The 23796-nt window shown below is 34.3% G+C and carries 24 protein-coding genes; 3 read left to right on the forward strand and 21 right to left on the reverse strand.

Going from position 1 to position 23796, the window contains the following annotated elements; translation table 11 throughout:
* The first annotated feature begins 276 nt into the window (after nucleotides 1-276).
* Nucleotides 277-2550: an RNA polymerase recycling motor HelD gene (gene helD / locus LAB100_RS04510; RefSeq protein WP_119325726.1), complete on the forward strand. Its 2274-nt coding sequence runs from the start codon at nucleotides 277-279 to the stop codon at nucleotides 2548-2550.
* Between the two features lie 161 nt (nucleotides 2551-2711).
* Here helD and LAB100_RS04515 read toward each other — a convergent pair whose 3' ends face one another.
* Nucleotides 2712-3377 carry a CPBP family glutamic-type intramembrane protease gene (locus tag LAB100_RS04515; RefSeq protein WP_119325725.1) on the reverse strand — a complete coding sequence of 222 codons (666 nt, stop codon included), beginning with the start codon at nucleotides 3375-3377 and terminating at the stop codon, nucleotides 2712-2714.
* A 112-nt stretch (nucleotides 3378-3489) separates the two neighbouring features.
* Between LAB100_RS04515 and LAB100_RS04520 the strand changes: the two genes are divergently transcribed.
* Nucleotides 3490-4560: an acyltransferase gene (locus tag LAB100_RS04520; RefSeq protein ID WP_119325724.1), complete on the forward strand. Its 1071-nt coding sequence runs from the start codon at nucleotides 3490-3492 to the stop codon at nucleotides 4558-4560.
* Nucleotides 4561-4867: 307 nt separating this feature from the next.
* On the opposite strand, the gene LAB100_RS04525 is transcribed toward LAB100_RS04520, so the two are convergent.
* On the reverse strand, nucleotides 4868-6646 hold the full coding sequence (locus tag LAB100_RS04525; RefSeq protein ID WP_119325723.1) for a collagen-binding domain-containing protein: 1779 nt from the start codon (nucleotides 6644-6646) through the stop codon (nucleotides 4868-4870).
* 110 nt (nucleotides 6647-6756) lie between these two features.
* On the reverse strand, nucleotides 6757-7947 hold the full coding sequence (locus tag LAB100_RS04530) for an MFS transporter (RefSeq protein WP_246001242.1): 1191 nt from the start codon (nucleotides 7945-7947) through the stop codon (nucleotides 6757-6759).
* A 186-nt stretch (nucleotides 7948-8133) separates the two neighbouring features.
* Here LAB100_RS04530 and LAB100_RS04535 point away from each other — a divergent pair, with 186 nt between their 5' ends.
* Nucleotides 8134-8475, forward strand: coding sequence for a winged helix-turn-helix transcriptional regulator (locus LAB100_RS04535; RefSeq protein WP_246001244.1), 342 nt, complete (start codon nucleotides 8134-8136; stop codon nucleotides 8473-8475).
* Nucleotides 8476-8570: 95 nt separating this feature from the next.
* On the opposite strand, the gene LAB100_RS04540 is transcribed toward LAB100_RS04535, so the two are convergent.
* The 18 genes from LAB100_RS04540 to LAB100_RS04625 all read right to left on the reverse strand — a co-directional run bounded on the left by LAB100_RS04540 (nucleotide 8571) and on the right by LAB100_RS04625 (nucleotide 23780).
* Nucleotides 8571-9440, reverse strand: a complete 870-nt coding sequence (locus LAB100_RS04540; RefSeq protein ID WP_119325721.1) for a DegV family protein — start codon at nucleotides 9438-9440, stop codon at nucleotides 8571-8573.
* A gap of 301 nt (nucleotides 9441-9741) precedes the next feature.
* Nucleotides 9742-10149, reverse strand: coding sequence for a protein-export chaperone SecB (locus LAB100_RS04545; protein ID WP_246001246.1), 408 nt, complete (start codon nucleotides 10147-10149; stop codon nucleotides 9742-9744).
* A gap of 25 nt (nucleotides 10150-10174) precedes the next feature.
* Nucleotides 10175-10564 carry a hypothetical protein gene (locus LAB100_RS04550; protein WP_119325720.1) on the reverse strand — a complete coding sequence of 130 codons (390 nt, stop codon included), beginning with the start codon at nucleotides 10562-10564 and terminating at the stop codon, nucleotides 10175-10177.
* Nucleotides 10565-10587: 23 nt separating this feature from the next.
* Complete coding sequence (locus LAB100_RS04555; RefSeq protein ID WP_119325719.1) at nucleotides 10588-11130, reverse strand: hypothetical protein; 543 nt, start codon at nucleotides 11128-11130, stop codon at nucleotides 10588-10590.
* Between the two features lie 287 nt (nucleotides 11131-11417).
* A complete protein-coding gene (locus tag LAB100_RS04560) occupies nucleotides 11418-12542 on the reverse strand; it encodes a GH25 family lysozyme (RefSeq protein WP_119325718.1) in 1125 nt (374 codons plus the stop codon).
* Complete coding sequence (locus LAB100_RS04565; RefSeq protein ID WP_119325717.1) at nucleotides 12526-12945, reverse strand: phage holin family protein; 420 nt, start codon at nucleotides 12943-12945, stop codon at nucleotides 12526-12528. The genes LAB100_RS04560 and LAB100_RS04565 overlap by 17 nt, the downstream gene beginning before the upstream one ends.
* Before the next feature lie 35 nt (nucleotides 12946-12980).
* Nucleotides 12981-13124 (reverse strand): XkdX family protein, encoded by a 144-nt coding sequence (locus LAB100_RS04570; RefSeq protein WP_119325716.1) that lies wholly within the window; start codon nucleotides 13122-13124, stop codon nucleotides 12981-12983.
* 11 nt (nucleotides 13125-13135) lie between these two features.
* Nucleotides 13136-13492: a hypothetical protein gene (locus LAB100_RS04575; protein ID WP_119325715.1), complete on the reverse strand. Its 357-nt coding sequence runs from the start codon at nucleotides 13490-13492 to the stop codon at nucleotides 13136-13138.
* A gap of 11 nt (nucleotides 13493-13503) precedes the next feature.
* Complete coding sequence (locus LAB100_RS04580; RefSeq protein ID WP_119325714.1) at nucleotides 13504-15258, reverse strand: phage tail-collar fiber domain-containing protein; 1755 nt, start codon at nucleotides 15256-15258, stop codon at nucleotides 13504-13506.
* Nucleotides 15251-15973 carry a putative phage tail protein gene (locus tag LAB100_RS04585; protein WP_119325713.1) on the reverse strand — a complete coding sequence of 241 codons (723 nt, stop codon included), beginning with the start codon at nucleotides 15971-15973 and terminating at the stop codon, nucleotides 15251-15253. Before LAB100_RS04585 ends, LAB100_RS04580 begins: the two co-directional genes overlap by 8 nt.
* The gene (locus LAB100_RS04590) at nucleotides 15966-17114 is read right to left on the reverse strand and encodes a baseplate J/gp47 family protein (protein WP_119325712.1); all 1149 of its coding nucleotides are present in this window, start codon (nucleotides 17112-17114) and stop codon (nucleotides 15966-15968) included. Before LAB100_RS04590 ends, LAB100_RS04585 begins: the two co-directional genes overlap by 8 nt.
* Nucleotides 17104-17466, reverse strand: a complete 363-nt coding sequence (locus tag LAB100_RS04595) for a DUF2634 domain-containing protein (protein WP_307719004.1) — start codon at nucleotides 17464-17466, stop codon at nucleotides 17104-17106. Before LAB100_RS04595 ends, LAB100_RS04590 begins: the two co-directional genes overlap by 11 nt.
* A gap of 1 nt (nucleotide 17467) precedes the next feature.
* Nucleotides 17468-17836 carry a DUF2577 domain-containing protein gene (locus LAB100_RS04600; RefSeq protein ID WP_057879623.1) on the reverse strand — a complete coding sequence of 123 codons (369 nt, stop codon included), beginning with the start codon at nucleotides 17834-17836 and terminating at the stop codon, nucleotides 17468-17470.
* Nucleotides 17809-18864 (reverse strand): XkdQ/YqbQ family protein, encoded by a 1056-nt coding sequence (locus LAB100_RS04605; protein WP_119325710.1) that lies wholly within the window; start codon nucleotides 18862-18864, stop codon nucleotides 17809-17811. The genes LAB100_RS04600 and LAB100_RS04605 overlap by 28 nt, the downstream gene beginning before the upstream one ends.
* Nucleotides 18861-19550 (reverse strand): hypothetical protein, encoded by a 690-nt coding sequence (locus tag LAB100_RS04610; protein WP_246001247.1) that lies wholly within the window; start codon nucleotides 19548-19550, stop codon nucleotides 18861-18863. The genes LAB100_RS04605 and LAB100_RS04610 overlap by 4 nt, the downstream gene beginning before the upstream one ends.
* A gap of 12 nt (nucleotides 19551-19562) precedes the next feature.
* Nucleotides 19563-22637, reverse strand: a complete 3075-nt coding sequence (locus LAB100_RS04615) for a tape measure protein (protein ID WP_119325708.1) — start codon at nucleotides 22635-22637, stop codon at nucleotides 19563-19565.
* A 230-nt stretch (nucleotides 22638-22867) separates the two neighbouring features.
* Nucleotides 22868-23281, reverse strand: coding sequence for a phage tail assembly chaperone (locus LAB100_RS04620; protein WP_119325707.1), 414 nt, complete (start codon nucleotides 23279-23281; stop codon nucleotides 22868-22870).
* A gap of 13 nt (nucleotides 23282-23294) precedes the next feature.
* The gene (locus tag LAB100_RS04625; RefSeq protein ID WP_119325706.1) at nucleotides 23295-23780 is read right to left on the reverse strand and encodes a phage tail tube protein; all 486 of its coding nucleotides are present in this window, start codon (nucleotides 23778-23780) and stop codon (nucleotides 23295-23297) included.
* Nucleotides 23781-23796: the final 16 nt, after the last annotated feature.

A 23796-nucleotide genomic window follows, 5' to 3' on the forward strand; every position in this document is an offset into this window, starting at 1 on the left:
TATAATACCTTTTCAATAAAAAAAGCGTCCTATTGTAATCACAATAGGACGCTTCTGCGTGGTGCCACCTGTTTTGTAGAATTTCTCTACCACTCTAAGTTATAAGGTGACCACCCATACCATTTCCCAAAACAAGGTTGATAACTTTTTCAGCCATGAAGTTATTCTCTGAACCAACTTACTTGAATTAGTACTCAAAAATGTCTATGCTTTAATGTACTCTAATTGCTATTAGCATAATTAAAAACCGACAAATTGTCAACGAGAGGTATTTTAATGACGATCAATCAATCAAAAGCTGAAGAACAACAACGTGTCAATTCAGTTGCAAAAAAAATTGATGAAAAGATTGAGCATGCTGACGAAAGCATTGCTCAAGCCCATCAAGAAACACATCGTATTGAACGTAATTACGGTGAAAACACTAAAGTCAATACCACTGAAGTCGATGACCAAATGGAAACTAACGCTTCTGTTCAACAACAGAAACAATTGGTTGCTTTAGCGGTCGAAAACGAAAATATTTTAAATGCCAACAAATTAAAACTAGAAAATCTTCAAGGTTCACCCTACTTTGGAAGAATTGATATTGTAGAAGATGGTGAAGAAGATACCTTATATATTGGAACTTCAACTCTTCAAGATGATGACGGAGAGTTTTTGATCTACGACTGGCGCGCACCAATTTCTGGTATTTACTACAATGGTATGTTGGGAAAAGTTCATTATAAAACTCCTAACGGAACTGCTGAGGTAGATCTTAAGAAAAAACGTCAATTTCAAATTATCCACAATAAGATTAGAAATATGTTTGATACCAACGAAACCGTTGGAGATGAAATCCTGCAATCAGTTTTGAGTGAATACAGCGACGAATATTTGAAAAACATTGTCGCCACAATTCAACATGAGCAAAACACTATTATCCGTGATACGCACTCCGATGTCCTCTTAGTACAAGGTGTTGCGGGTTCTGGTAAAACGTCTGCTATTCTACAACGTGTAGCTTACCTGCTCTACCACAGCCGTACAACGATGACTGCTGACAACATTGTTCTATTCTCTCCTAACAAACTTTTCAGTAATTATATTTCTGAAGTTCTTCCTAGTTTAGGTGAAAGAAATATGCGTCAGGTTACCCTGAATGAATTTATCGCTCTACGTTTAAGTGGTGTACAAGTTGAAACACTCTTTGAACGTTATGAAAAAGATGAACGCAATCTTCCAGAAACAACTATCAAGATTCGGTTATATAAAGAAAGTGGAGAATTCCTTGATACTTTGGAACAACTAGAAGAACAACATCCCGAACATATTCTTCACTTTGAGAACGTAATTTTTGAAGGAAAGCCTTTCTTCACTAAAGAAGAAATATCAGAAGTCTATGATCATATCAATCATGCTTATCATATTCCTGACCGTTTTCTCAAAACTAAAAACATTTTGATCAAGCGTCTTCAAAAACGAATTCACGCTGATAGAAATGAAGATTGGGTTCAAGCTGAAATTGACAATCTTTCTGACGAAGATTTCCAACAAATTATTACAGACCACAATATTGAAGAATCAACTAATCAACGTGAAATTATTGCTGAAGAATTCTTGCGTGAGCGTTATGCTCCAATTTATAACGCTTTGATTAACAATTACTTTTTCAATCCATATAGGGAATATCTTTTCTTATTAAATGAAATGCCCCAAGATTTAGTTGAAAACGATATTTGGCAAACTATGATCGAATCAATCGATGATCAAATTGAGGCCCATAGATTAAATCTTAGTGATTCCATAGCTATTCTTTATCTTCGTGATCTAATCACTGATGGTGGTGTTAATCATGCTATTCAACATATCTTTATCGATGAAGTTCAAGATTACACCATGGCTCAATTAAAATATATTGGACATGCTTTTCCTAATGCAAAAATGACCCTTCTAGGTGATCGTGCTCAAGATGTTTTAACCAGTTCCTATCGTCAAAAAGATCTCGTAACCGAGGTCAACGAACTCTTCAAGAAAAAGAAAATCACTACAATCACCCTTAATCAAAGTTATCGTTCTACCGCAGAAATTACTAATTTTGCTACTAAACTATTGCCCAATGGCGATGAAGTAAAAGCCTTTTCCCGTCAAGGAGAAGATCCTGTTATTAAAGTGTTTGATGATGACAATTATTATCAAGGATTAAAAGAAACCGCTAAAACACTCAACAAAAAATATGAGACAGTTGCTATCTTGACTCGTAATCAGGCACAGGCAGAACAAATTTATACTCATTTCAGCGATGAATCCATCGTTACTTTAGTTGATGCTGATTTTCGTTCAATCCCCAAAGGAATCCTAGTCTTACCTATCTATTTAGCCAAGGGATTAGAATTTGATGCGGTTATTGGACACGATATTTCAGCGACTAACTACCCTGATCAACGTAGTGTGGACGTTCTCTATACAATTTGTACTAGAGCTATGCATAGTTTAACTTTATGTGTAGATAAGGAAATATCACCGCTTTTAAGTAAAGAACCAGCAACCCTTATTTCCGAAAAATAGAAAACAAAATCTAAAAAAGAACAGTATCTATATAAGAAGTATTCCAGGTAGAGAAATATCTGAAACTTCCAATAGACACTGTTCTTTTTTAATATTTAAAATTTAAAACTAAAAGTCCGAAACAGCTTTGCACCGTACCCAAACTTAGAAAGATTCGTTTATTAAATAATTATTGTTCCAACCGCTGCACTGATCATGGCAACAAATATAGCCATTTTTTCATCTTTAGTATATAAGTAGGTCAAAGCGTAACACCAGCCTAAAGCCATCATCATCAAGAATTGAATCACTGAACCTGGCAAGCTGATCAAACCAGCAACAACGCCACTCAATAAAATACCCATAATGGCACTGTATGCAGAACTCTTTCTAAAGAAGTAGTTAAAGAAGAATCCTGTTTGAACCAACTGCTGCTGAATAGCAATGATAAAGACATTAGCAATCATATTGAAAACAAATACATTTTGATCTGAACTCAGAATATCATCATTTTGAAAACTAGGTAATTTACCAGTAACTTGCAAATAACTTACCATAATTCTCAATAAACAAACTAAAATGATCATCAAACTGACTAATCCAATATTTGAAACCAATGAATAAACAAAACCTTCGGCCGTATCTGAAAATGACCTTTCTTCACGAATATATTTTCTAATCATTAAGAATAACGTAATAAGACCAACTACAAAAAAGGCAACTACCATCAGGGTATCTAAGCCCTTTTTATTTGCCGAATTGTTTTTCAACATCAACGTAGCAATAGAAAAAACAATCCAAATTATATATCTAACAAAATCTGTTCCAGGGGATTCTCCTACGCGCATAATAACTTCTTCCAATCCATAATTTTACTTTGTCATTATATCATATGCCAATACTTCATTTTCATGCCGTTTTCAACTATTATTAATAGAGTATTTATGGAGGGATTTTTTAATGAATAAAAACCATCGTATTTTCTATCTTGATTTTATCCGTGTTATCGCTATTTTTTTGGTTATTTTCATTCACGTTTCCGCAATCGATACGACTTTAAATATCGGTTCCGGTCAGTGGCAAATAACTAAAATTTTAAACTATTTAGCACATATTAGTGTGCCTGTTTTCTTTATGATTTCTGGATCTTTACTGCTCAATAGTAAAAAGACTACTTCTTTAGGCTACACTTGGAAGCAAAGGATTCCTCGAGTAACGATTCCCTTTGTTGCTTGGTCGATCATTTCACCAATCGTAGTCGGAGTTTACGCACATTCATTATCACTACACAATGTTTTAACCGTAGTAAAAACAATTCTTTATCAACCAACATCCCCAACTCTTTGGTTCATGTACCCTTTGATAGGAATTTATATTTTATCACCCGTTATCAAAACATTTGTCGATAATGCTTCGACCGAAATGTTAGTTTATGTAACTGGTATCTGGTTAGTGACATGTTCGTTGATTCCATCAATAGCCGTCATGTTACCAAAAAACTTCGAACATCTTTTGGAACTTTCACCAATAGCTAACTTCTTCTTAGTTGGTGGTTTCACTGGTTACTTTATTTTGGGATATTTATTAACCAAGGTTAAAATAAAAAATTTTAACAATATTATTCTTTTACTTGTCTTTTTAATTTTCGGTATTGGTGGAAATTTTGTATCAGAAATTTTCCCCAAAATCTTTGATGCTAATAATGGTTACTATGTAACTTCAATTTTTATTCCCATCATGTCAGTAGCAGCTTTTATCCTATTACAAAAATGGGGTAGCAAAATTAAAAGCAAAGCAACTATTAAAGCTTTTGAATTTCTATCTCCACTAGTCTTTGGAGTTTATTTAATTCATAACCTTCTGATTCTTTACGTAGAACCTTGGTTTATGAATCATGTAGCTATTCATGGCTTGGCAGCAACTTTCCTACGTTATATTGTCGTTGTGATTTTATCAATCATTATTATTTGGATTTTGAATTTGATCCCTGGAGTTAATTATTTATTAACTGGTAATTCTAGGAAAAAATAATTGTTTAATAAGGATGCCGTCCTCCGCAACAAAGAAAATGGGCTGGAACGTAGTGGGCACGACTTGGAGCCCATTTTTTTTGTTGCTCCGGACTAGTGTTTTGTTACTTAGCTATTTGTAACTCTAAATGTAAAAAAGGTTTAGAGTTTTAATCGCCTATCCTATATGGAATTAAAGATTTCATATACCGCAAATTTAATTAATAATACTAGAAACAAAAAGAACAATATCTATTGAAAAATTCAGGCACTTTTATACCTTGAATGCTCAATAGTTATTGTTCTTTTTTGTTGAAAATTTAGATTTCTTAATCTTCTTTTTTAATTCTAGTTGTCTTCAAAATGAAAGCAAAGGCTGCCATAATTACACCAATAATAGTTGCTAAAGTTCCAGTTGTTTCACCAGTTTGTGGCAATGTACCAGAATTTGAATTAGATGCTTGTGAACCATTGCTACTTCCATTAACGTTTGATAACAAACCTTCTTCTAAGCCATTGTTAGGAACAGTACTCTCTGAACCACCGTTAGTAATCAAATTATCTTCGTTGCCAATATCATCGGTTTCATCAGTATTGTTATCTTCTGTAGATTCATTGGATTCGTTGTTATCCTCTGATTCATTGGCGTCTTCATCGTCGTCATCTTCGGTATTATTATCTTCTTCATTACCGTTATCACCAGTATCAGGTTTTTCAGCTTCGGAACCACCATCAACTTCGATCAAATCACCAGTATCAGGATCAATATCTTCTTCAACCTCTTCCTCATCGGGATTTTCGATATTGCCACCATTATTCTCTTCTTCACCAGGTAAGTCTGGCAATTCACCGGGGATAGTAATTGGTCTTTCAAATTCTGTATCAGTCTTAGTATCGTCATCTTGTAGATCCCATCTGTGGGTTTCTGCATTGACAATTACTTTATCGGCTACAATATTACCATCAAGGTTTTGATTAACGACAACCGTTGCCTTTGGTGCTAGGACACTACCTTGGAATGGTCTATCAATATTGACTTGACCGTCATAAAGTTTGTCACTGGCAGTACTGTCATAGAAATTCCATAACAAGTGGTTATCATCAAAATATTCTGTTTCTTGATTAGGACGTTCGACATTATTGTTAGAATCACCATCGTTATAAATCAATTTGATCTGTGAATTAACATCATAAGGATCTTGTCCCTTAGTATCAACATTGATAATTATAGTAGTTCCCCCCTGATCGGCGGACAAACCATAAATAGTCAATGGTGTATTAGCATTCAAAACATCGGCATCTAAATTAATAACAATTTTATTATCAGCTGTTGGTTGATAATGTTCTAGGTTGATAACACGTTGATTTTGATCAGGAAAATCACTGTTTTTAACAGTAACTTGTGGATCTTGATTAGCTAAACTATTAGATTTGCTTTCTAACTTATTGAAATAAGTTGAAAAATCAATATATTTATTACCATCTTTGTCTTGATAAGTTTCATCTTTAGTCAAATGATCAATATCGGTACCATCAACATTAGTACGATTAGGATTGGTTACATTAACATCGTTATCTTCACCAAAGATAACCTTATTGTCACGACTATCTGTCTTATTTACAAAAGAACTATTAGACATTTTAGTATGATTTTGAACATAAGAAATATCCTTATTAACATGTCCTTCATGAACATTAGTCCCAAAATTAACATTTCCGTGCAGTGTACCAACAGCAACATTACCGTTAGTATGTGCATTCAATGTAGCTTCGTTAGCAAAAACATGAAAATTAGAAGCATAACCTAGTTGGTTATCGCCTTCATTTGAAAAATCATCACTAACATTTCCACCATCTTGAACATCACTATTTGCAGACTGTGTAATGGCACTTTGTGCGCCAGCTTGTGTTGTAGCCCCCTCGTTGGCAGTTGTTGTAACACTACCCAAGCTATCGTTTGTCGTAGAATTTTCCACTGCTGTTGTACTATCAGCTGAACCTTGGTCAGTTGTAGCATCAGCATGAACTGTTGTGCACATTCCAGTTAAAACTAATGTACTAACAGCAACACACGATAATGCCCATTCTTTTCCCTTTTTCATCAACATAATTAACTAAATCTCCCTCATAAATTTAGAATAATTATTATCTAGGAACAAATCAGGTAATAATTTTATTTATGAAAATTATTACGCTACTCCAGACCATTGTCAAATGACTATTTATTTATTTTTTTATGATTATTATTAAGTTTATATGTCATAAAAACAGCCACTAATAATGCTATTACAGCAAATATACTAATACCTGAAAAACCAATTTTTGAGTACATTATAGCTCCAAAACCTGACCCTAACGTTAAACCCAAATATAAAAAGGAACTATTAAAAGACATTATCGTTGAACGATTTTGAGGTACTACATTTACAATATAGGTCGTTAATGAAGTAACGCCGATTCCTTGTGCCAAAGCCAGTAAAACTAGGCAACCAATTACAATTATCAAATTATTATTAAAAATAACTATCATCAAAATAAAGATTGCTGATAATAAACCATTAATAATGACACTTTTCATAGCTCCTAAATGTGAAATAAAATACCCTCCACAAAAGCTGGCCAAAAAGTTACTTAATCCATAGGCAATAAAAACCATTCCTATTTGAGCTGTATTCAAATAAAACTGTAAATTCAAAAAAGTTCCTAAAAAAGTATAGATAGTATAAAAACCAAACATCCAAACTAAATTAATCAACAATGCTGGTATGGCCTTTTTAGAAAACCAAAGATTCTTAAAGCTTTGAAGATATTTCAAATCAGATTTTGTCGAAGATTTCATTTCAGGAATCACAGCTAACAATATAGGAAACACTACTAAGGTCAATCCACCAGATCCCCAAAACGCCATATGCCAATTTGATAATTGAGATAACCCTGTACCTAAGGGTACGCCAATAGCAATTGATAAGGATAAGGCTGACATAACAATTCCCATAACAACGTTCATTTTTTTATCATGAAAATAATCTCCAATTGTTGCCCATATATTGGGCATCGTCAAAGCAGCACCTAATCCAGCAATAGCTCTAAAACAATAAAATCCAAAAATATTCTCGGCCACAGCGCATAAAAAACTTCCTATTAGAAAAATAGTAATACCTAAACTAAGTAACATTTTTCTATTAAACTTATCTCCTAAGGGACCAAAAAAAGGCGAGCCAATGGCATAACAAAGAGCATATATTGTTACCGATAATGCCGCCTGTCTTACAGTAACTTTAAAATCTGTCTCAATAGCAGGTAGCAAAGGTGAAATAATAAAAGAATCAGCACCGATAACAAAAACAATTAGAAATAGTCCCACGATCATCATTAAATCACGTCTTCTAAAACTTAATTTATTATTCATTATCAAAACTTCTTTCCATAATTAATTCATCTGAAATATAAATCATTAATAAAAAACTACAAGACGAGAATTTAATAATACTTAGTATCAAACAATTCCCTTATTGCATTTTCAAATATTAGTCAACACCTTAACAAGGTGCTACAATCCTCTTAAAAGCAAGGTTTTATCATGGAGGTTACGCTTATGGATGCTTTAAAAACAAGTACTAGACACGGCGAGATCTGCCCTTTAGATACGACCCTCAAAGTTCTTGACGGCAAATGGAAATCAATTATTCTCTGTCGTTTAATGAATCAAGAACTTAGATATAGTGAATTACTCAAAAGTTTATCCGGTTGTACAAGACGTATGCTATCGTTACAACTGTCTCAATTAGAACACGATCAAATTATTCAAAAAGAAATAGACACTAGTTTCACACCTATAAAAACCAGTTATCACTTAACTGAATTAGGTAAATCTCTAATTCCTATCATTATAGGCATGGATCAATGGGGAGAAATGTATATCGAAACTCTTTCTTAAAATACAAAAGCTCAGTATGGTAACAATCTTTGACGATTACCGTACTGAGCTTTTATTTATATATAGAAGAAAACATATTATTATAACTGAATAATTTAATCTCTGGGTTCAGCTCCCATAGCAAAAGCAGCTACACAGCCAAATCCCGTATGACTGGAAATTGTCATACCAATAGGATAAATCTGAACATCAGCTTGGCTAATTTGTTTAATAATATGCTCTTTAACAACTTTAGCAGCATCATAGTCTCCACTTGTTGTGATAATAACCGGTTGTTCTTTATCGCTTTGCATGGCAGCCACAATTTTATCAGCCAATTCAATCAGTGATCTCTTACGTGTTCGTGTTTTGGAAACCATTCGTAATTTACCATTAGTATCAACATCCAAAATTGGTTTAACCTTTAACAAAGTTCCCAAAGCAGCTGATGTTCTAGAAATACGACCACCATGGTAGAGATAATTAAGATTATCGACAGTAAACCATTGTTGAAGACGTAATTTATTTTTATCAAACCAAGTAACCATCTCATCTAAACTAGCACCTGATTTTTGCAGTCTAATAGCAGCTAAAACCATTTGTCCTTCACCACCACTAGCAGCTAAAGTATCAACTATCCTAATATCAGCTTGTGGATAAGATTCTAAAAGCATTTCTTTGGCTTGGTTCGCACTGGAAATTGACCCACTTAGCCCCCCAGAAAATCCTACATAGACAATTGGTGTATTAGCTTCAACGTATTTTTTAAAGAATTCAAAATACTCACCAACATTTACTTGCGTTGTTGTAGGCATTGCCCCTGCTTGAATCTGTTGATAAAAGTCATTAATGTCGTAGCTTTCGCCTAAATCATTGACAAGGTCTTGATCACCGATCTTTGTATGGAAATAAATTGCATCAACACCACTGTCACGTAAGGTTGCCAATGGCAAATCACATTCTGAATCTGTCAATATCTGATACATCTCTCCACCTCCTAAAAATTAATCGTTAATTCAAAATAATTTAAGTCACCGATTAATAATACCATTTATTTTAATCGTGTAAACTATGTTAGCTAGTTTTTAAAACTAGGTTATTTATAAACATATATAAATCCTTTTTTACCAATCAAAAAAGCCAAGTACAACATAACAAGTACTTGACTTCATTATACAGCCGTCTATCGGCTTATTATTACCTTTATTATGAATATTTACAGCCATTTTGTGCAAATTTTGTGCAAAACGTTGAAACTTTATGAATTTAATATTAAAAATAAAAAAATCACTTATGTTCGTTTTTATCTTTATATAAATCCATTGTATTTATTGTAGGTAATAATATTGTATTGCTTGAGTCCAATCCAGAAATCATAGAAATGATGCTTCTTACATAAGGAAACATTATAGCTGTACCATTAACAAACAAAGCTCTTGCAATCTTATCCTTAGAGTCCAGACTATTTGAAATATTAAATTCTCCACTAATTTCAATTTTTATACCTAATTCAGAATGATTGGGTCTTAAAGTAACACTTAAAGTTACTATACCATGCTTCAATTTTTCATCAATACCAACTTTAGGATTAAGATTAAAACCATCTTCATATTTTGATAAGTTCTTTTTATCATGTGTATATTCTAAGTTCTGAATTTTATAACCTTGAAAATCAATTATAGGATCATTATTCAAAATAACATAACCTCTCATCTTATATTCATAAAGATATATTAACACAATAAAAAAGGGTCTCCTGTTTAGGGGACCCTTTCTTTGTAAAATCTTTATAGTTGTTTACCGATTCATGAAATTTATTTTCTGATACATTATTTTTATATTTAGTAGATGACGATAAGTCACCTATTAATAAATCAAAACTATTATCTATTATCAATGAATTGTCAATATCTATAGAACTATGCTCTATTAACAATTCTGATTCCAAATAACTCTTATCAACAAAATTATCCAAAATGATTTTATCATCCATAATTGGAGATCTATCACCGTTGGAAGAAACAAAGGAAGGTTCCATGCCATCAGGAGTTGAACTAACTTCAATTCCTGCATTTCTTGCAGCATTCAATATTTGTTCTCTTGTAAACATTAGAAAATACCTCCTTTTCTGCATTATACTTCTTTTAATTTTAATTTGTCAAAGTTTATTAAACTCTGATTCACTATATTTAGCTGTTTTTCGTGTGCAAGTACACCATAATCCATAATATCATTGTATTTTTTTATGTCTACTGGAAAAGTATAAACACACGCTCCAAAACCGAGTAATCCTTTGGCTAAAGTTATCAATTTACTTCTTTTAACATTTGTTAAATCTTTAGGATGTTCTTTTATATACTGCTCTTCTTCTTTAGAAAATTTAATATCAACATTATTATGTTTAAGACTTTTCATTACTTTTTTTAATTTATTGGCACCTGCTAAACTGTCTAAATCAAGCAAATCTTTACTCTCTATTTCAAACTTACCATATACTACTGCTCCTTTTTTTGATTGATTACCTGCCCACCAAGTAGCAGCATCTAAATCATCAACAAAAAAATAAGCCCCATTTCCCAACCAATGATTGACTCTAGGCTGACATATAAATTTTTTCTCTTCAATAATAGAATTAGCATTGATTAAACTTGTTCCATGATATATATCTAGCTCCATCTTTAAATGTGATTTCTTTCTTATTTATAATTTATTAATTACATTATACTATAATACGTTTCCAAATAGACTAAGAAAGATTAAATACGTGAAGAGGGCCATTTTGATTTTATGAGTAAAAACAAAAAAGCCCCCACAAATAAATGTGAGGGCTGCAATAAAATAAATAAGGATAAGAACCATTTAGATGTACTTTTTAGTACCTTTAAAATATAGCAATTAAGTTAATTAATTACCATTGTCATTACTCCACTTTCGCTCAAATTTGAGCATTAATAGATTTTTGACTAACCTTTAAAGCCTGACCCTTGAGCATATTGAATTGGAATGTATTCATCAGTAGCAACTTGGTAGGCGTAGCCTATATTTGGCAAGTTCACTAGCTTATCGTTAGTTTGCCAAGAAGTACCGCCTTTAAATACTTTATTACTATCTTTAATTGATTCACCTTTAGAATTGTACGCAAGTACCCCGTAATTATTGAGGTAGTTCACTACAACTGTACCTTTAAATGTTGAACTGGACTGTGGAAGTAACGTGTCAACACCAATTACATAGTAAGGCTTATCTTTTATGACTGTGATTCCATTTGATTTCCAACTTGTTCCAGAAATAACATCAGTACCAACATTTGCTTTTCCTTCATTATTATAGGTAGTAAATGCTTTGTAAGAATTGCCTTTCACGTCCACGTTATTATTAATAGTTTCGTTAGGGTCAACTTGTGGAGATTGTCCACCAGTGAAAAAATTATCGTAGTTTTGTGATACATCAAAATTTCCATAGCTCCCAGCAAAATTATATGTGCTGCCCCATTGCCATGAATGATGATTTGAGTACCATTGCTTACCACTAGAATTATATGGATAAGAGGCAATCCACCCTTGGTTAACGTCCATCTTTGAACCTAACCATGAGCTCATAGTATAGACGGCTGAACGGTAACCATACTTAGCAACTTGTTCCATGAAAGCCTTGTTATTAGCATTATTAGTTGCTCTTGATAATCCGTTTTGCTGTTCAGCCTCTACATCGGCTACAAGGACTGAACCAACTGGTAACCCGTCTGATTTGGCTAAACTAGCAGCATAATTAGCTTCAGCAATAGCACCAGAAACAGTGCTATACCTGGCAAAATGGTAGCCATTAATATATAAACCAGCCGCTTGTGCAGTGTAAATGTTGTTAGCAGCCGTGTAGTCATGGTAGTAAGTACCTTCAGAAATCTTAGTCACCACAGACTTAACTCCGTAGTTATTGAGCATATCCTGAAAATTAGAAACAGTCATATAGCCATTATGATTACTGACGTCAACCATATCAGTTCTAGCTGCTGTCACATTAGTTGTACAAAAAAATAGACCTGCAATAAGCAGACCTACAATATAAATTAATTTATTTTTTAGCTTCATTATTATCGCCCCTATTTCTTAATTTTTCCAAATTGTCAGTAATCCAATTAGGTAACGGAATCCCCATAATTCCCAAGTTTTCTACAATTGAAATACCATATTGACCAATAAAAAACATCAAAAATAAATTAGCAAAGTTGGCTAATCCCCAGCAGTCAACTAGCGGATAAAAAATAACTCCTATTCCTGCTATGACAGTATGTTTAATAAGTCCTTGTCTACCAGTTGTTGAATTTAATCGCTCATTTGAGTTTCTAAAAAAACCTTTCAAAAAACCGGTAGCTAGGTCAACTAAAATAATAATAATAAACGTTAAAAACCAAGGATTTTCAACTAATTTTTCAGCAGCAAACCACCATTCCATAAATCCAAAATGTGGTGTAGGTTGTGGCGCATAGTACATATATATTCATCTCCTATACAAAAAAAGAGCAGCCGTTAAGCTGCTCCCTCTTCTTTATAATCTTCACCAACGATTTGCTTGTAATCATCAGCGGTAATATTTTTATTCTTAACTAAATCTTTGATATTGTCTTTAGTTCTTGTTCCCCATGATAGTTGTACTTTTAATAAGAAAATCATTTTATTACCTCCTATTTATCTGATATTTCACTTGTATTATTTTTTAACTGATTATTGGTCAATTCTGTAATAGATTGTTTAATTTGTTCAATGTCGGTTCCTTGAGCAATAACCAGATTGGTTAGTTCTGTATTGGACTTTTGGTTTTCCTCATCAGGTGTCATACCTGTAGAAATATGAACTAACTTATTATCTGATTCTCGAATGGTCCACAAATACTTCTCGTCAACAGAAAAGGCTGGGACACTATCAACTAGCACCCAACCCTTGTCACCAAACTTTTCAACTTGTGATCTTGCCCCATCTTCATTTGTGTCGTTTACATGAAGAATATTTCTATTGCTGTCTAGTTGTACTGCTATTTTCATGTTCTACCCCCTTAATTTTTATACGTTGAAATTCTAATTACTGATAATGGAAATTCTACAACTTTGGATGAAATTGAATTTTTGGCGGTAAGTGTAATAGAAATATTGAGAATTCCCTTTGCCAATTTAATAATTGTAGAATTTACCTTTTGAATCGTATATGAACCAGTACCCATTTCCCAATAATTAGGTGAAGGATTATCTTGAAAACTAACTTTTCTATTAATTAAATTTTGTAGATCTTTTGAACCATCAAAGCTATTTCCCAAAACTAAATCCTCTTTAGGAATCTTAATTGTCGGAGCAGAATTTAATATTAATCTTTGATTTGAAACGCCGTCGGTATCGTTTGCCAGTGAAATTTGAATACCATCCATGCTATTCTCAAAATAATTTGATAATCCTGATAGTACAATATTTCCGCTTGCTGAACCAGTAAAAAGATTAATAGATGAAGGTAATTGTGCTACTGCTTTTTGAGTTGAAAATGTTGCAATAAGCTCGACAACAAATGAGTAATTTGCACCAGTAGCTCCAGCACTATTCCCATCGTTAACATATCCATCTTCATGACTAATGGTCATCGTCTTATCCGCATTATATTTCAAATGAATTATAGCAGGCTTAGTGTTACTTCCATCTAAACCTTCTCCGACCCCATTAATAGGAATATCTAATTCTTGACCAGATGCTATATCAGATTGAGAAATATAGATTGGATATGGACTTGTGGTGGTAAAATATCCATTTTTAGCTACATTATTTAGGTCGTAATTCAATTCAAGATTTGATACTGCACCTTTAGTTCCTGATGTCATCACAGTCTTTTGAATATGTCCAAGGATAGTTAATCCTGAATATTGACCAAAAGGATTCGAACCAGGATCATCTTTGAAAGTAACTGTTAAATCTTTAGTTGGATCATCAGTACCAGACCATTCAAGATTACGTTCAGTAATTTCTCCATTAGCAAGTGAACCAGGGTAAATATCTACACCTGCAGCAGGATGATCTGGATCAGTGCTCCCACCAGTATTGTTATTCCATTCCCCAGGTAATGTAACTAATGAATCAGCATCAGGAAGAATGCTCGTAACATTTCCATCTTTATCAATAGTCTTAAACCCGTAAACAGCAGAGCCTAATGCTTCAGCAACTTGTGTTATGGCATTCTTATCTTGACTTTTGTTGTCGGTATACACTAATTTATTTTGCAATTTCTTAGCAATACCTTCATCTTGAATCTTGTCATTAACATCAATTTCAGCAATTTTAGTATTAACATAGTCTTTTGATGCCATACCACTAGGATCAATAGTCACTGTTACATTTTCCGTACGACCAACAATTACATACATGGTAATTCTAAATTGTAATAACACTTGATCTGCAAAATCTGGCATAAATTCAGGTTCAACAGCGGTGTTCAAAGCATAAAGAATTTCTTCATCCTTACCATCTTCTTTAGCATACAAACCTACTGCATTAACCAAATATCCTTTATCAATACCTTGATTAGTAAATAAAATCTCAGTCCCGACTACACTCTTTGAATTAGGAATATTTTCAGTTTGATTCGTGATTGAACCTGTTTGAATTTCATTAGGCAGTACTGTTAAATTTTGTAATTCTGCTTCACTCATGGCTGTTAAATCATCAGCTGTAGCAGTCGCTTTTGTGATAGTAAATTTTGTCTTACCATTAGCTGCTCTTGTAGCTAAATCTAAGCCGACTGAAGTTAAAATTGTTTCATTATATTTAGACACTAATACTCAACTCCTTTGGATATGTTTTTAGTTCGATAGTTATTTGTGGTGGAACTGAACCTATGAATTGCTTTCCATAAGCTTCAGTATTTTCTTTAATTAATGCTCTTGATTTAGCCATAACCAAAACTTGTGATGGAACCGATCCGGTATAAATTTCTGTCTCAGAATCAGCATATGTTTTTAGTCGTGGATTAGAAACTGCATCAATTTCTGAATTAGTGGCAATGCCGACAAATATCTTCAATTCTGTTTCAGTTTCCGCCGTCGTAATAATACTAAAAGTTAGATTAGCAGGAAGATAAACGTTTAACAGATATTTCAAACGTTTAATCTGATCCTTACTAATCTCACTTCTTTTTGCTGTTGCGATTACATTTCTAACAGCATATTCGACATTTATTGATGCTGGTACGTTCAATGTATGAAGCAGTTCATTGAAATACCGCAGAGTTATAGGCTTTGGTGGCAATAACCTCATCAATACGTTGTATCTTCTAGTTTCCAATGAATCATTTGGATTAGCATCAATACCTAGTTGATCTTCAAAGATTGAAATACCTTCAAGATCAGCTTGAATAACAAATTGATTCAATAACGTTCTTAAAATCAAATCATCAAAATCTCCAAAGTCTACTTGCTCTGCAGCAACCAACTTTTGCATTTCATAAACGTCATCATAATATTCTGGCAAGTAATCCTGTAGTTTAACCATTCAAACTCACCTCGCCAACAACTGGTAATTCTGATAAATCATTATCAAACGTGAGTTTTATATCATCATCTTTTTCGTTCAAAATTGGAATGGAAGCATTGACGACTCCATCTACTTTCATAATTGCAGCAAGGATTTGTGAACGGTAAATTGTGAGTGCATAACCTCTTCCAGTAGTCCGGTTAATTTGACCCCAGGCAATTCTTCGTAATTTAAAATAATCTTCTATAGCGTCCAATATTTTAGGCTTTAAAGCATTTATATCGAACTGACTATCAACTTCAATGTTAGTTGAAATATTAACAGTGACAGGCTCTGGTGCTACTACAGTTACCTTGTGGTCTATAGGAGCCAATCCATAACCTAAACTTTCAGAATCTGTTGGATCTATTTCCTCTTTGACTTGCTTTAATAACACATCACTAGCAGGCATCAAATCGTTATCCAAAATGACTAGCTTAACTGTTCCACCACCATTCCAAACCGGATAAACTTGAGCTGAACCAACTGCAGATATCTTCGAAAGCATATCCAAATAGTCAGCAATATTACCACCATAAGCAATCCAAGAATCAGTCGATAACAGTCTATTTCTAAGATGCTCATCTGTTTCATTATCTTTTGCTGGAATAGAAACCTCAATAATTTCAGCCCAGGATAAAATGTCATTTGGAGTGACCGGTAATATTTGGCCAAGATATCCATTAGGACGTGTCCCAACTTCTTCGGCTTCCAGAATACCGGTCAAATCATCATTAATCTTAGTCACTCGATAAAAAATCGGATTATCACCCAAACTAGCAAATCTATCACCAATTTCGACATTGTTAATGGGATTGCCTTTTGAATCTAAGAAATCAGCTTTAACTTGTGCTGAAGTAGCCATTTGTCTGGCGGTTCCATGCTCAACTGCTCGATAATCAAGAAACTCATTATCTGCAGTTTTAATATATGTTTCCTTAACGATATTAGATAACTTTAATGACTGTTGAGCCATGACCATTGCTGCAGGTGCCAAAGCATCATAAATAATTGAACCTTGTCTTTTATCAATATCATCTGGAACTTTAGCCATCATCTGATTTAAATAAAACTCAAAATTTTGTTTTTCAATCTTACTAGCTAAATCTTCAGGAGTCATTTACACTCACCTCACTTTCAATTGGAATATCACCATAAATTGTCGTACATGATCCATGCACTTTAAGAATTGTCTTATCCAAAACTTCAATATCATCAACAGTAACAGTCAAAATACGACTATCGGCTAATAAGGCTTCTTTAACCATTCGTTCAACTTCAACAGTCGCATAATCAAAGCTCTTACCGAACAGTTCAAAAAAATCATTTCCATATTGATTATCATAAATTGGATAAACAAAACGTTCTGTTTTAAGAATCTTATCAACTGCTTGAATCATTGCTTCATGACCATCAAATTTATTCAAAATACGTCCATTTTTGATTTCATAAGTTTTCGTAGGATTATCCATCTTAGTTATCATCTCCTACTCTGTCATTAGTTCTTTCAAGAACAAAGAATTGCTGACCACCATTAAAACGAATCATCACTACTGAATCACCATCTTTTAATGTTCCGTCAATTTCAATAGTTTCAAAAACATCGGGGCGATTACCAGATGTATCTCCAATAGAATCATGATGAGCTAGCACTCTGATACGCTCCTGATGTTTGGTAACTTGTCTTCCAAGTACTAAAAAAGACTCAGACAAAATCATTTGGTTAGATGTCTGAATCTTTAATGGATCACTTGAAATTACTTTTCCATAAACAATATCGGCATAATCTGATTCGTTACCACCTTTACTATTCATCATTCCGAGGAGTTGTTCTCCAGCCATGGCTCATTCACCTTCATTTCTAAATCACATTTATAATCCACGTCAAAAGTATGAGTAGCCTTCATAATTGCCGTGTTATTAATCCAAAAACCAGCCTTAGATAAATCATCAATTTGAATATTCACAGAATTTCCAGCTACCATAGATGTATCACCTAAACAGGTCAAACTTAATGTATAAGTTTCCCTGTTTTTTTCTTTCAGCAATTCATCTGCTCGCTGTTTCATTTGAGCATCATTGGCTTTATCTTTAGCATTCTCGACCTTTTGGAGCTTACCCCAATCTCGAACATTACCTGCACTACTATCGGTATAATTGAAACTAGTTTTAGCAGGATCGTCACCACTAGATCCTTCACTAACAGATGAAGTTGAACTAGTCTGTTGTGATTCAGCTTGATTCTTTTTTATAACACGAACTGAATTAGCGGCTTCATCAATTGATTTCTCAAAAGAAAAGCCAGTCAACAAGGACTGGTCACCGACAATAATATTTAATTCGTTATATGGAGCTTTTCTCAATTCAACAACATCATAATTAGCAAAGATATAATACATTTGATTAGTAGCCTTTTGAGTCTTATCAATGCTAGATTTCAACATATCAAAGTAAGTTTTGGAATCGGCCACTTCAGCAGGTAATTTATAGCTCGAACCATTAACAACTTTGTGACTGATTTCAGCCATCTTACAAACAGTATCAAACCTATCCGAAATAGTCGATATTGGCCAAACTAATGAATCCTCATTCTTTAAGTATCTAGTTTTATCATAGGCAGTAATACTGAATTTCTTATTTTCTTTAAAGCTAACTTTGAAGATATAACCATAGAATATCTTTTGTTCATCCCATTGAAATTCGACTACATCTCCATCTTGAGGATAAAAACTTTCGTCAAACAATAAATCAAACGTTAATGTTCCTGCGGCAAAGTTTAGATTAGTTACCCATTTAACATTGTTGACTAATTGACTAACATCCCACGTATCACCGGCATGTCGACGACTAATTGTAAACTTAGTAATCAAGTTGACCTCACATCACTTTCCTTGACCCAGCCGCGTAAACCACCATCTAAAGTAGTAACGTGATATGGATATAAAGCCCCAGGTGCAACTAAAGAAATCTTTCTAGTAGCATTCTGTTCTGTTAACCCTGGACCATTTCCTTGACTATCCCGATGTAATAAACCATTAACAATCACAATTGAACCCATTCCCACCTTTTTGGGTGGACTAGGACGTGCTTCAACAGTCTTTTCTGGCTGTTGTTTAACGCCTATTTTTTTTGCTTCAAATGGTCTGAATTCTTTTAACGACAATGTGTAAGTATATTCGCCATCATATCCATTCTTCATACCATATTCAAAACTGGCAATCGTTGACTTCAGAGAAACCTTAGTAGTTGAAATAACCAATCTAATTGGTTTTTTTAATTTTCTAGCTGATTCAATCCAATCGATATAATCCTGAGCTGAATTCAATAATTCTAACGCTGAAACATAATGCTCTGCCTTAGGATCTATAGGTAGTGAACTCTCAATGCTAATATCCTGTAATTTGTCTTCACCCAATAAATTGACTTCACCCAACTTAATAACCGATTCGGTCTTATCATCGCTTTCGAGTTTGACCGTAATTTCTGCTGGATTAACCGGCAATTCAATCGTTTCATTTGAATCATTAGTTAAATAAAATCCTAAATGATTATCCACATACATCATCTCCTATCCTAGTGAAGCATTATTTCTGTCTATTAAATATTGTTCAATAATTGAAACTAATTTTTCACCATCATAGTTTTCATTCCCTGTGCTATTGATTTGAATTGCTCCAGGCGAAATGTTAACAGTGCTTTGACTATTTGACGTTGTACTGCTATTAGCACCTTTTGAAACAATACCACCAGCACCTATAACTGGATCATCATTTTTTAAATCATTTTGAATCGTTCCATTAACACCTAGATTGGATCCATTTAAACCTTGAAAGGTTGTCATCAAAGTGTTTAAAACACCTAATGCACGTTGAAAACCATTTGCTAACATATCACCAGGGTTATTTGCTAATCCACTCATAGTCATTGGTCCAATTTGAGGATTCATATTAGAAGCAGCGTCTACTACTCCTTGTGCCATATTGGCTGAAGCATCAGCTGCAGCGCCTGAATCTCTATTCAATCCATTGATTAAACCTTGATCAACCCAACGCCCGTATTGATTAAACAATTTTGATGGTGAACCAATATGAAGCACAGACTTAGCAGCAGAAACTACTTTACCAGCAACACTCTTAACTGCACTGACAGCCGATCCAATCATTGATTTAATACCATTAACTAAGCCTTGAATTAAATCTTTACCTACACTAACCAATGAATTAACAAACCCCTTAGCTGCATTAACAGCATTCTGAATTCCACTCGAAACTGCTGTTACAACCCTAGACATAGCACTAACAATGGCAGTTACCATCATTGTTCCAGCCATAATAAATGCTGTTGCCAAGGTAATAACCGCTGAAGCTACCATAGTTAAACCACTAGCAACAATCATAAGAGCAACACCAACGATAATTAATCCTGCTCCTAAAATGATAGCTGCAACTCCAAGTAATAATGCTCCAATAGCTGCAATCATCATAAGTGGTGCAGCCATCATTAAAGCGACGGCGAATATCATCATTCCAACACCAGCAACAATTACAACAGCTGCAATCATAATCAAAGCTACTGCCATTAATAGCAAACCAACTGCAGCTAGCATTGACATAACCGCAACAATCATTAATCCAGCCCCTAGCAATAAAGTACCAACTGCAGCAACCATTGCACCGACACCAATTAATAATAAAGCTGCACCAAATAAAATGGCACCAATTGCACCTACTACAAAACCAACGCCAAGAACTGCAATGGCAATTCCTAGTGCTAACACACCAACAGCCCCAACAATAGCAGCTAATCCAAACACAGCCATAGCTCCGGCTAATGCAAGAAGTCCAACTGCTGCGCTAGTTCCATATGTTGAAATAATAGGTAATTGAGTAGCAAGTAAAGCAATACCAGCAGATGCTATAAATACGGCAACACCAATTAATAATAAAGCTGCAGCAAATATTACAAAGCCAACAGCTCCAACTATTAATGCTGGTCCAAGTATCCTTACAACAATAAGTAATATCGTAATTGCTGCAAACATACCAAAGAATACAGCTATTGCTGCACCACCAGATGATGCAATTCTTTGAGTTGCCATAGCCATTAACAGCATACCTCCACCAGCTAGTGCAACTCCCGCACCTACTAATAGCAACGCTGCACCCAGTTTAAGATATGCACCAGCTGATTGTGCTATTCCTCCAGCTTTAGGTGTTTGAGGCAATTCAGGGGTTTGAGGAACTTTAGGTTGTTTTAATCCTGAAAAGGCATCTTTAAATGCTTTTATTCCTTTGGCTACTCCCATAGCTGTTTTGATAGCTTTAATTGATACAGCCAAAATTCCTACGGAAACAGCTATGGCCTTAATCTGTCCTGCATCCATTTTTGATAAAGCATTAAGACCTGCTATCAATCCAGCAAAAGCTATTCCTTTAAGTCCAGTTTTCATAATCAGAAATGCTGTTCCTATCGCTTTTATAGTTCCCGGGCTCAATTTGGATACTGCATCAGCAATTGCACTAATTGAATCAGCGGCACCCTTAATTGCACCACCGGCTATGTTTCCTAAACTTTCAAAAGGATTCTTTCCTTTGCCAGACATTTTACTAAACACCTTACTTGCTGAATCCTTTAAGGTTCCAAACATTTGTTGAACTGAGGAAATAGCTCCTGTATCTTTAAATCCATCAAACATTTCTGACGCAGATTTTTTAACGAAGTTAAATACTTTTAAAGCGTTATCTGCAAGTTTTCCAAAATCTATACCATCAATTGCATCAGTAAGACTACTTATCGCATTAATACCAATACTACTGAACTTTTCAAACTGAGGACGTAATTTTCCACTTAATGTTTCAACTAAACCATCCATTGCTTGATCCACGGTCTTGTACTCAGTTGCTAACTTAGTAAATCCCTTGCTATTACCAACTGTAGAAATTGCATTAAAGAAGTCTTGTGTTTTCACGCCACCATCTTGAATCTTTTGTACTAATTGATCAGTAGACATTCCCATCTGTTTAGCAACAGCCGCCATACCAGCTGGAGATTGTTGTAACATTAGCTTAAAATCGGCCCATTGAACTTTTGGCATTGCAGCCATCTGAGTAGCCTGAGTACTTAGAGTTTTCATAGCTTGAGCAGGATCTTGTGCAGCACCAGCCAATCCACCAAATCCTTTCACTAATTTAGTAGTATTTTTGGTTCCAACAGCCGCTAGTTGAGCATAAGTTGTAGACATATCCGATGCAGAATAAATTGTTTTAGTTGCATAATCGGAAAGTTCATTTTCAGTCGCCTTAATTTGTTTTGGTGTCTTACCAATAATTGACATATTTCCTTCAAAAGTTTGCCAGGCCTTACTGGATTCATTCATCTCACTAATCAATCCCTTAATTCCACTTGTTGCTAATCCAATTCCTTTAGTGATTCCAGTTCCAATAACAGTTCCACCAAGAACAGATTTGAACACCCCACCAGCTTGCCCAGCCGACTTTGTTAAACCGTCGAATGCACCACTACTGCTCAACGCCGATTTAAATCTATTAAATCCTGATTGCCCTTTATTCAGTCCAGCACTCAACTTTTCCAACGGTGCAGTAAACCCATCAAAAATTTTAATTGTGGAACTTATAGTAGCCATACGAACCTCCTCTCTAGCAAAAAAGGCTAAATCCTAGCGATGTGCTTTGGACTTAGCCTTTCTTTCTGCCTCTTTTTGTTGTTTCTTTTCCTCAGTGATTCTTATTTCAATTCCAGCGATAATTAATGCTCTTTCTCTATTTGAAAACGAAAGCCACGTTTGAGGCGTCCAGTGATATTCGTTCATTGCATAGAAATAGTAATTTAAATCGCCTGTATCACTAGAATTGGCTAGTTTTTTACTTCTTCACGAAGATTATCCACATCCTCTAAATCAAAACCACATAAATCTTGAATTTGGTTGAGTAATTCAGCATATTCTCCAACTTTTAACATTTTCTTCAAAAGTCCCACTGGATTAGCAATTGAGTTCCAACTCTTCTGTAAATCAGCATTATCAAGTTCAGGAGACACAACACATGCGGCTGCTAACAGATCAACATATTTAGACTGATCCACACTTGACGTGATTTGACGTGTTTGTCTGTCCTTAGTCTTCGTCGTTGCTTGTTTTTGAAGTACTGAGTTTTCATCTTCTGTAATTGATTTAATTACAAATGGTGCTTTGAATCGAGGAAACTTAACCTCCCTTGTTTCCGGTTTTGCATCCACATTTTCCATTAAAAAATCTTTAACATCTGTCAAAATATAATTCCTCCTAAATTTCAAATCCTGTAAATGGTGTTACTAAGTCAACTTCTTCAAACGTAAAATCTGATTCCCATTCCATTACGCCGTCATCAGCTTCAAAATCTCCAATAGGAATATCGTCTAAGTTAACTTCGCCTAAGTGAACTGTTTGCTTTCCAGCTCTTGAAGTAGGGTCTTCGATTGACAACGTGATTTCAAAGTATAAATCTTTACCACCTTGAATGTAAGGTAAAGCATATTTCAACCACGCTGAACTGATTACATATCCACCTAAAGTACCGGTACCTTCGACACTTGTTGTTTTCTTGTGTTTCCATCTACTACCAAGAGTTTGAACATCTTCCTTATTTTTCTCTAACTTCGCTGTAAATTTAGTACCTTCAATCAAAGGAATCACTTTTCCATCTATTGTGATATATAGTTTGGCGTCCTTTGTTGAAATAGTATCTCTACCATTTAAAAAACTACCAATAGTACTTGTTGATTCATCCATACTTAATTGCTCCTCT

The organism is Companilactobacillus musae, from assembly GCF_003967595.1.
GTDB classification, from domain to species: domain Bacteria; phylum Bacillota; class Bacilli; order Lactobacillales; family Lactobacillaceae; genus Companilactobacillus; species Companilactobacillus musae.

What these genes read in the sequence shown, in the direction of transcription:
- LAB100_RS04540 (WP_119325721.1), bottom strand. Translation starts at nt 9,440, where the DNA reads ATGTATCAGATATTGACAGATTCAGAATGTGATTTGCCATTGGCAACC.
- LAB100_RS04550 (WP_119325720.1), bottom strand. Translation starts at nt 10,564, where the DNA reads ATGTTTACAAGAGAACAAATATTGAATGCTGCAAGAAATGCAGGAATT.
- LAB100_RS04625 (WP_119325706.1), bottom strand. Translation starts at nt 23,780, where the DNA reads ATGGATGAATCAACAAGTACTATTGGTAGTTTTTTAAATGGTAGAGAT.
- LAB100_RS04515 (WP_119325725.1), bottom strand. Translation starts at nt 3,377, where the DNA reads ATGCGCGTAGGAGAATCCCCTGGAACAGATTTTGTTAGATATATAATT.
- LAB100_RS04615 (WP_119325708.1), bottom strand. Translation starts at nt 22,637, where the DNA reads ATGGCTACTATAAGTTCCACAATTAAAATTTTTGATGGGTTTACTGCA.
- LAB100_RS04575 (WP_119325715.1), bottom strand. Translation starts at nt 13,492, where the DNA reads ATGAAAATAGCAGTACAACTAGACAGCAATAGAAATATTCTTCATGTA.
- LAB100_RS04520 (WP_119325724.1), top strand. Translation starts at nt 3,490, where the DNA reads ATGAATAAAAACCATCGTATTTTCTATCTTGATTTTATCCGTGTTATC.
- LAB100_RS04595 (WP_307719004.1), bottom strand. Translation starts at nt 17,466, where the DNA reads ATGGATAATCCTACGAAAACTTATGAAATCAAAAATGGACGTATTTTG.
- LAB100_RS04570 (WP_119325716.1), bottom strand. Translation starts at nt 13,124, where the DNA reads ATGATTTTCTTATTAAAAGTACAACTATCATGGGGAACAAGAACTAAA.
- LAB100_RS04560 (WP_119325718.1), bottom strand. Translation starts at nt 12,542, where the DNA reads ATGAAGCTAAAAAATAAATTAATTTATATTGTAGGTCTGCTTATTGCA.
- LAB100_RS04530 (WP_246001242.1), bottom strand. Translation starts at nt 7,947, where the DNA reads ATGAATAATAAATTAAGTTTTAGAAGACGTGATTTAATGATGATCGTG.
- LAB100_RS04565 (WP_119325717.1), bottom strand. Translation starts at nt 12,945, where the DNA reads ATGTACTATGCGCCACAACCTACACCACATTTTGGATTTATGGAATGG.
- LAB100_RS04590 (WP_119325712.1), bottom strand. Translation starts at nt 17,114, where the DNA reads ATGACTCCTGAAGATTTAGCTAGTAAGATTGAAAAACAAAATTTTGAG.
- helD (WP_119325726.1), top strand. Translation starts at nt 277, where the DNA reads ATGACGATCAATCAATCAAAAGCTGAAGAACAACAACGTGTCAATTCA.
- LAB100_RS04555 (WP_119325719.1), bottom strand. Translation starts at nt 11,130, where the DNA reads ATGGAGCTAGATATATATCATGGAACAAGTTTAATCAATGCTAATTCT.
- LAB100_RS04525 (WP_119325723.1), bottom strand. Translation starts at nt 6,646, where the DNA reads ATGTTGATGAAAAAGGGAAAAGAATGGGCATTATCGTGTGTTGCTGTT.
- LAB100_RS04535 (WP_246001244.1), top strand. Translation starts at nt 8,134, where the DNA reads ATGGATGCTTTAAAAACAAGTACTAGACACGGCGAGATCTGCCCTTTA.
- LAB100_RS04600 (WP_057879623.1), bottom strand. Translation starts at nt 17,836, where the DNA reads ATGGCTGGAGAACAACTCCTCGGAATGATGAATAGTAAAGGTGGTAAC.
- LAB100_RS04585 (WP_119325713.1), bottom strand. Translation starts at nt 15,973, where the DNA reads ATGGTTAAACTACAGGATTACTTGCCAGAATATTATGATGACGTTTAT.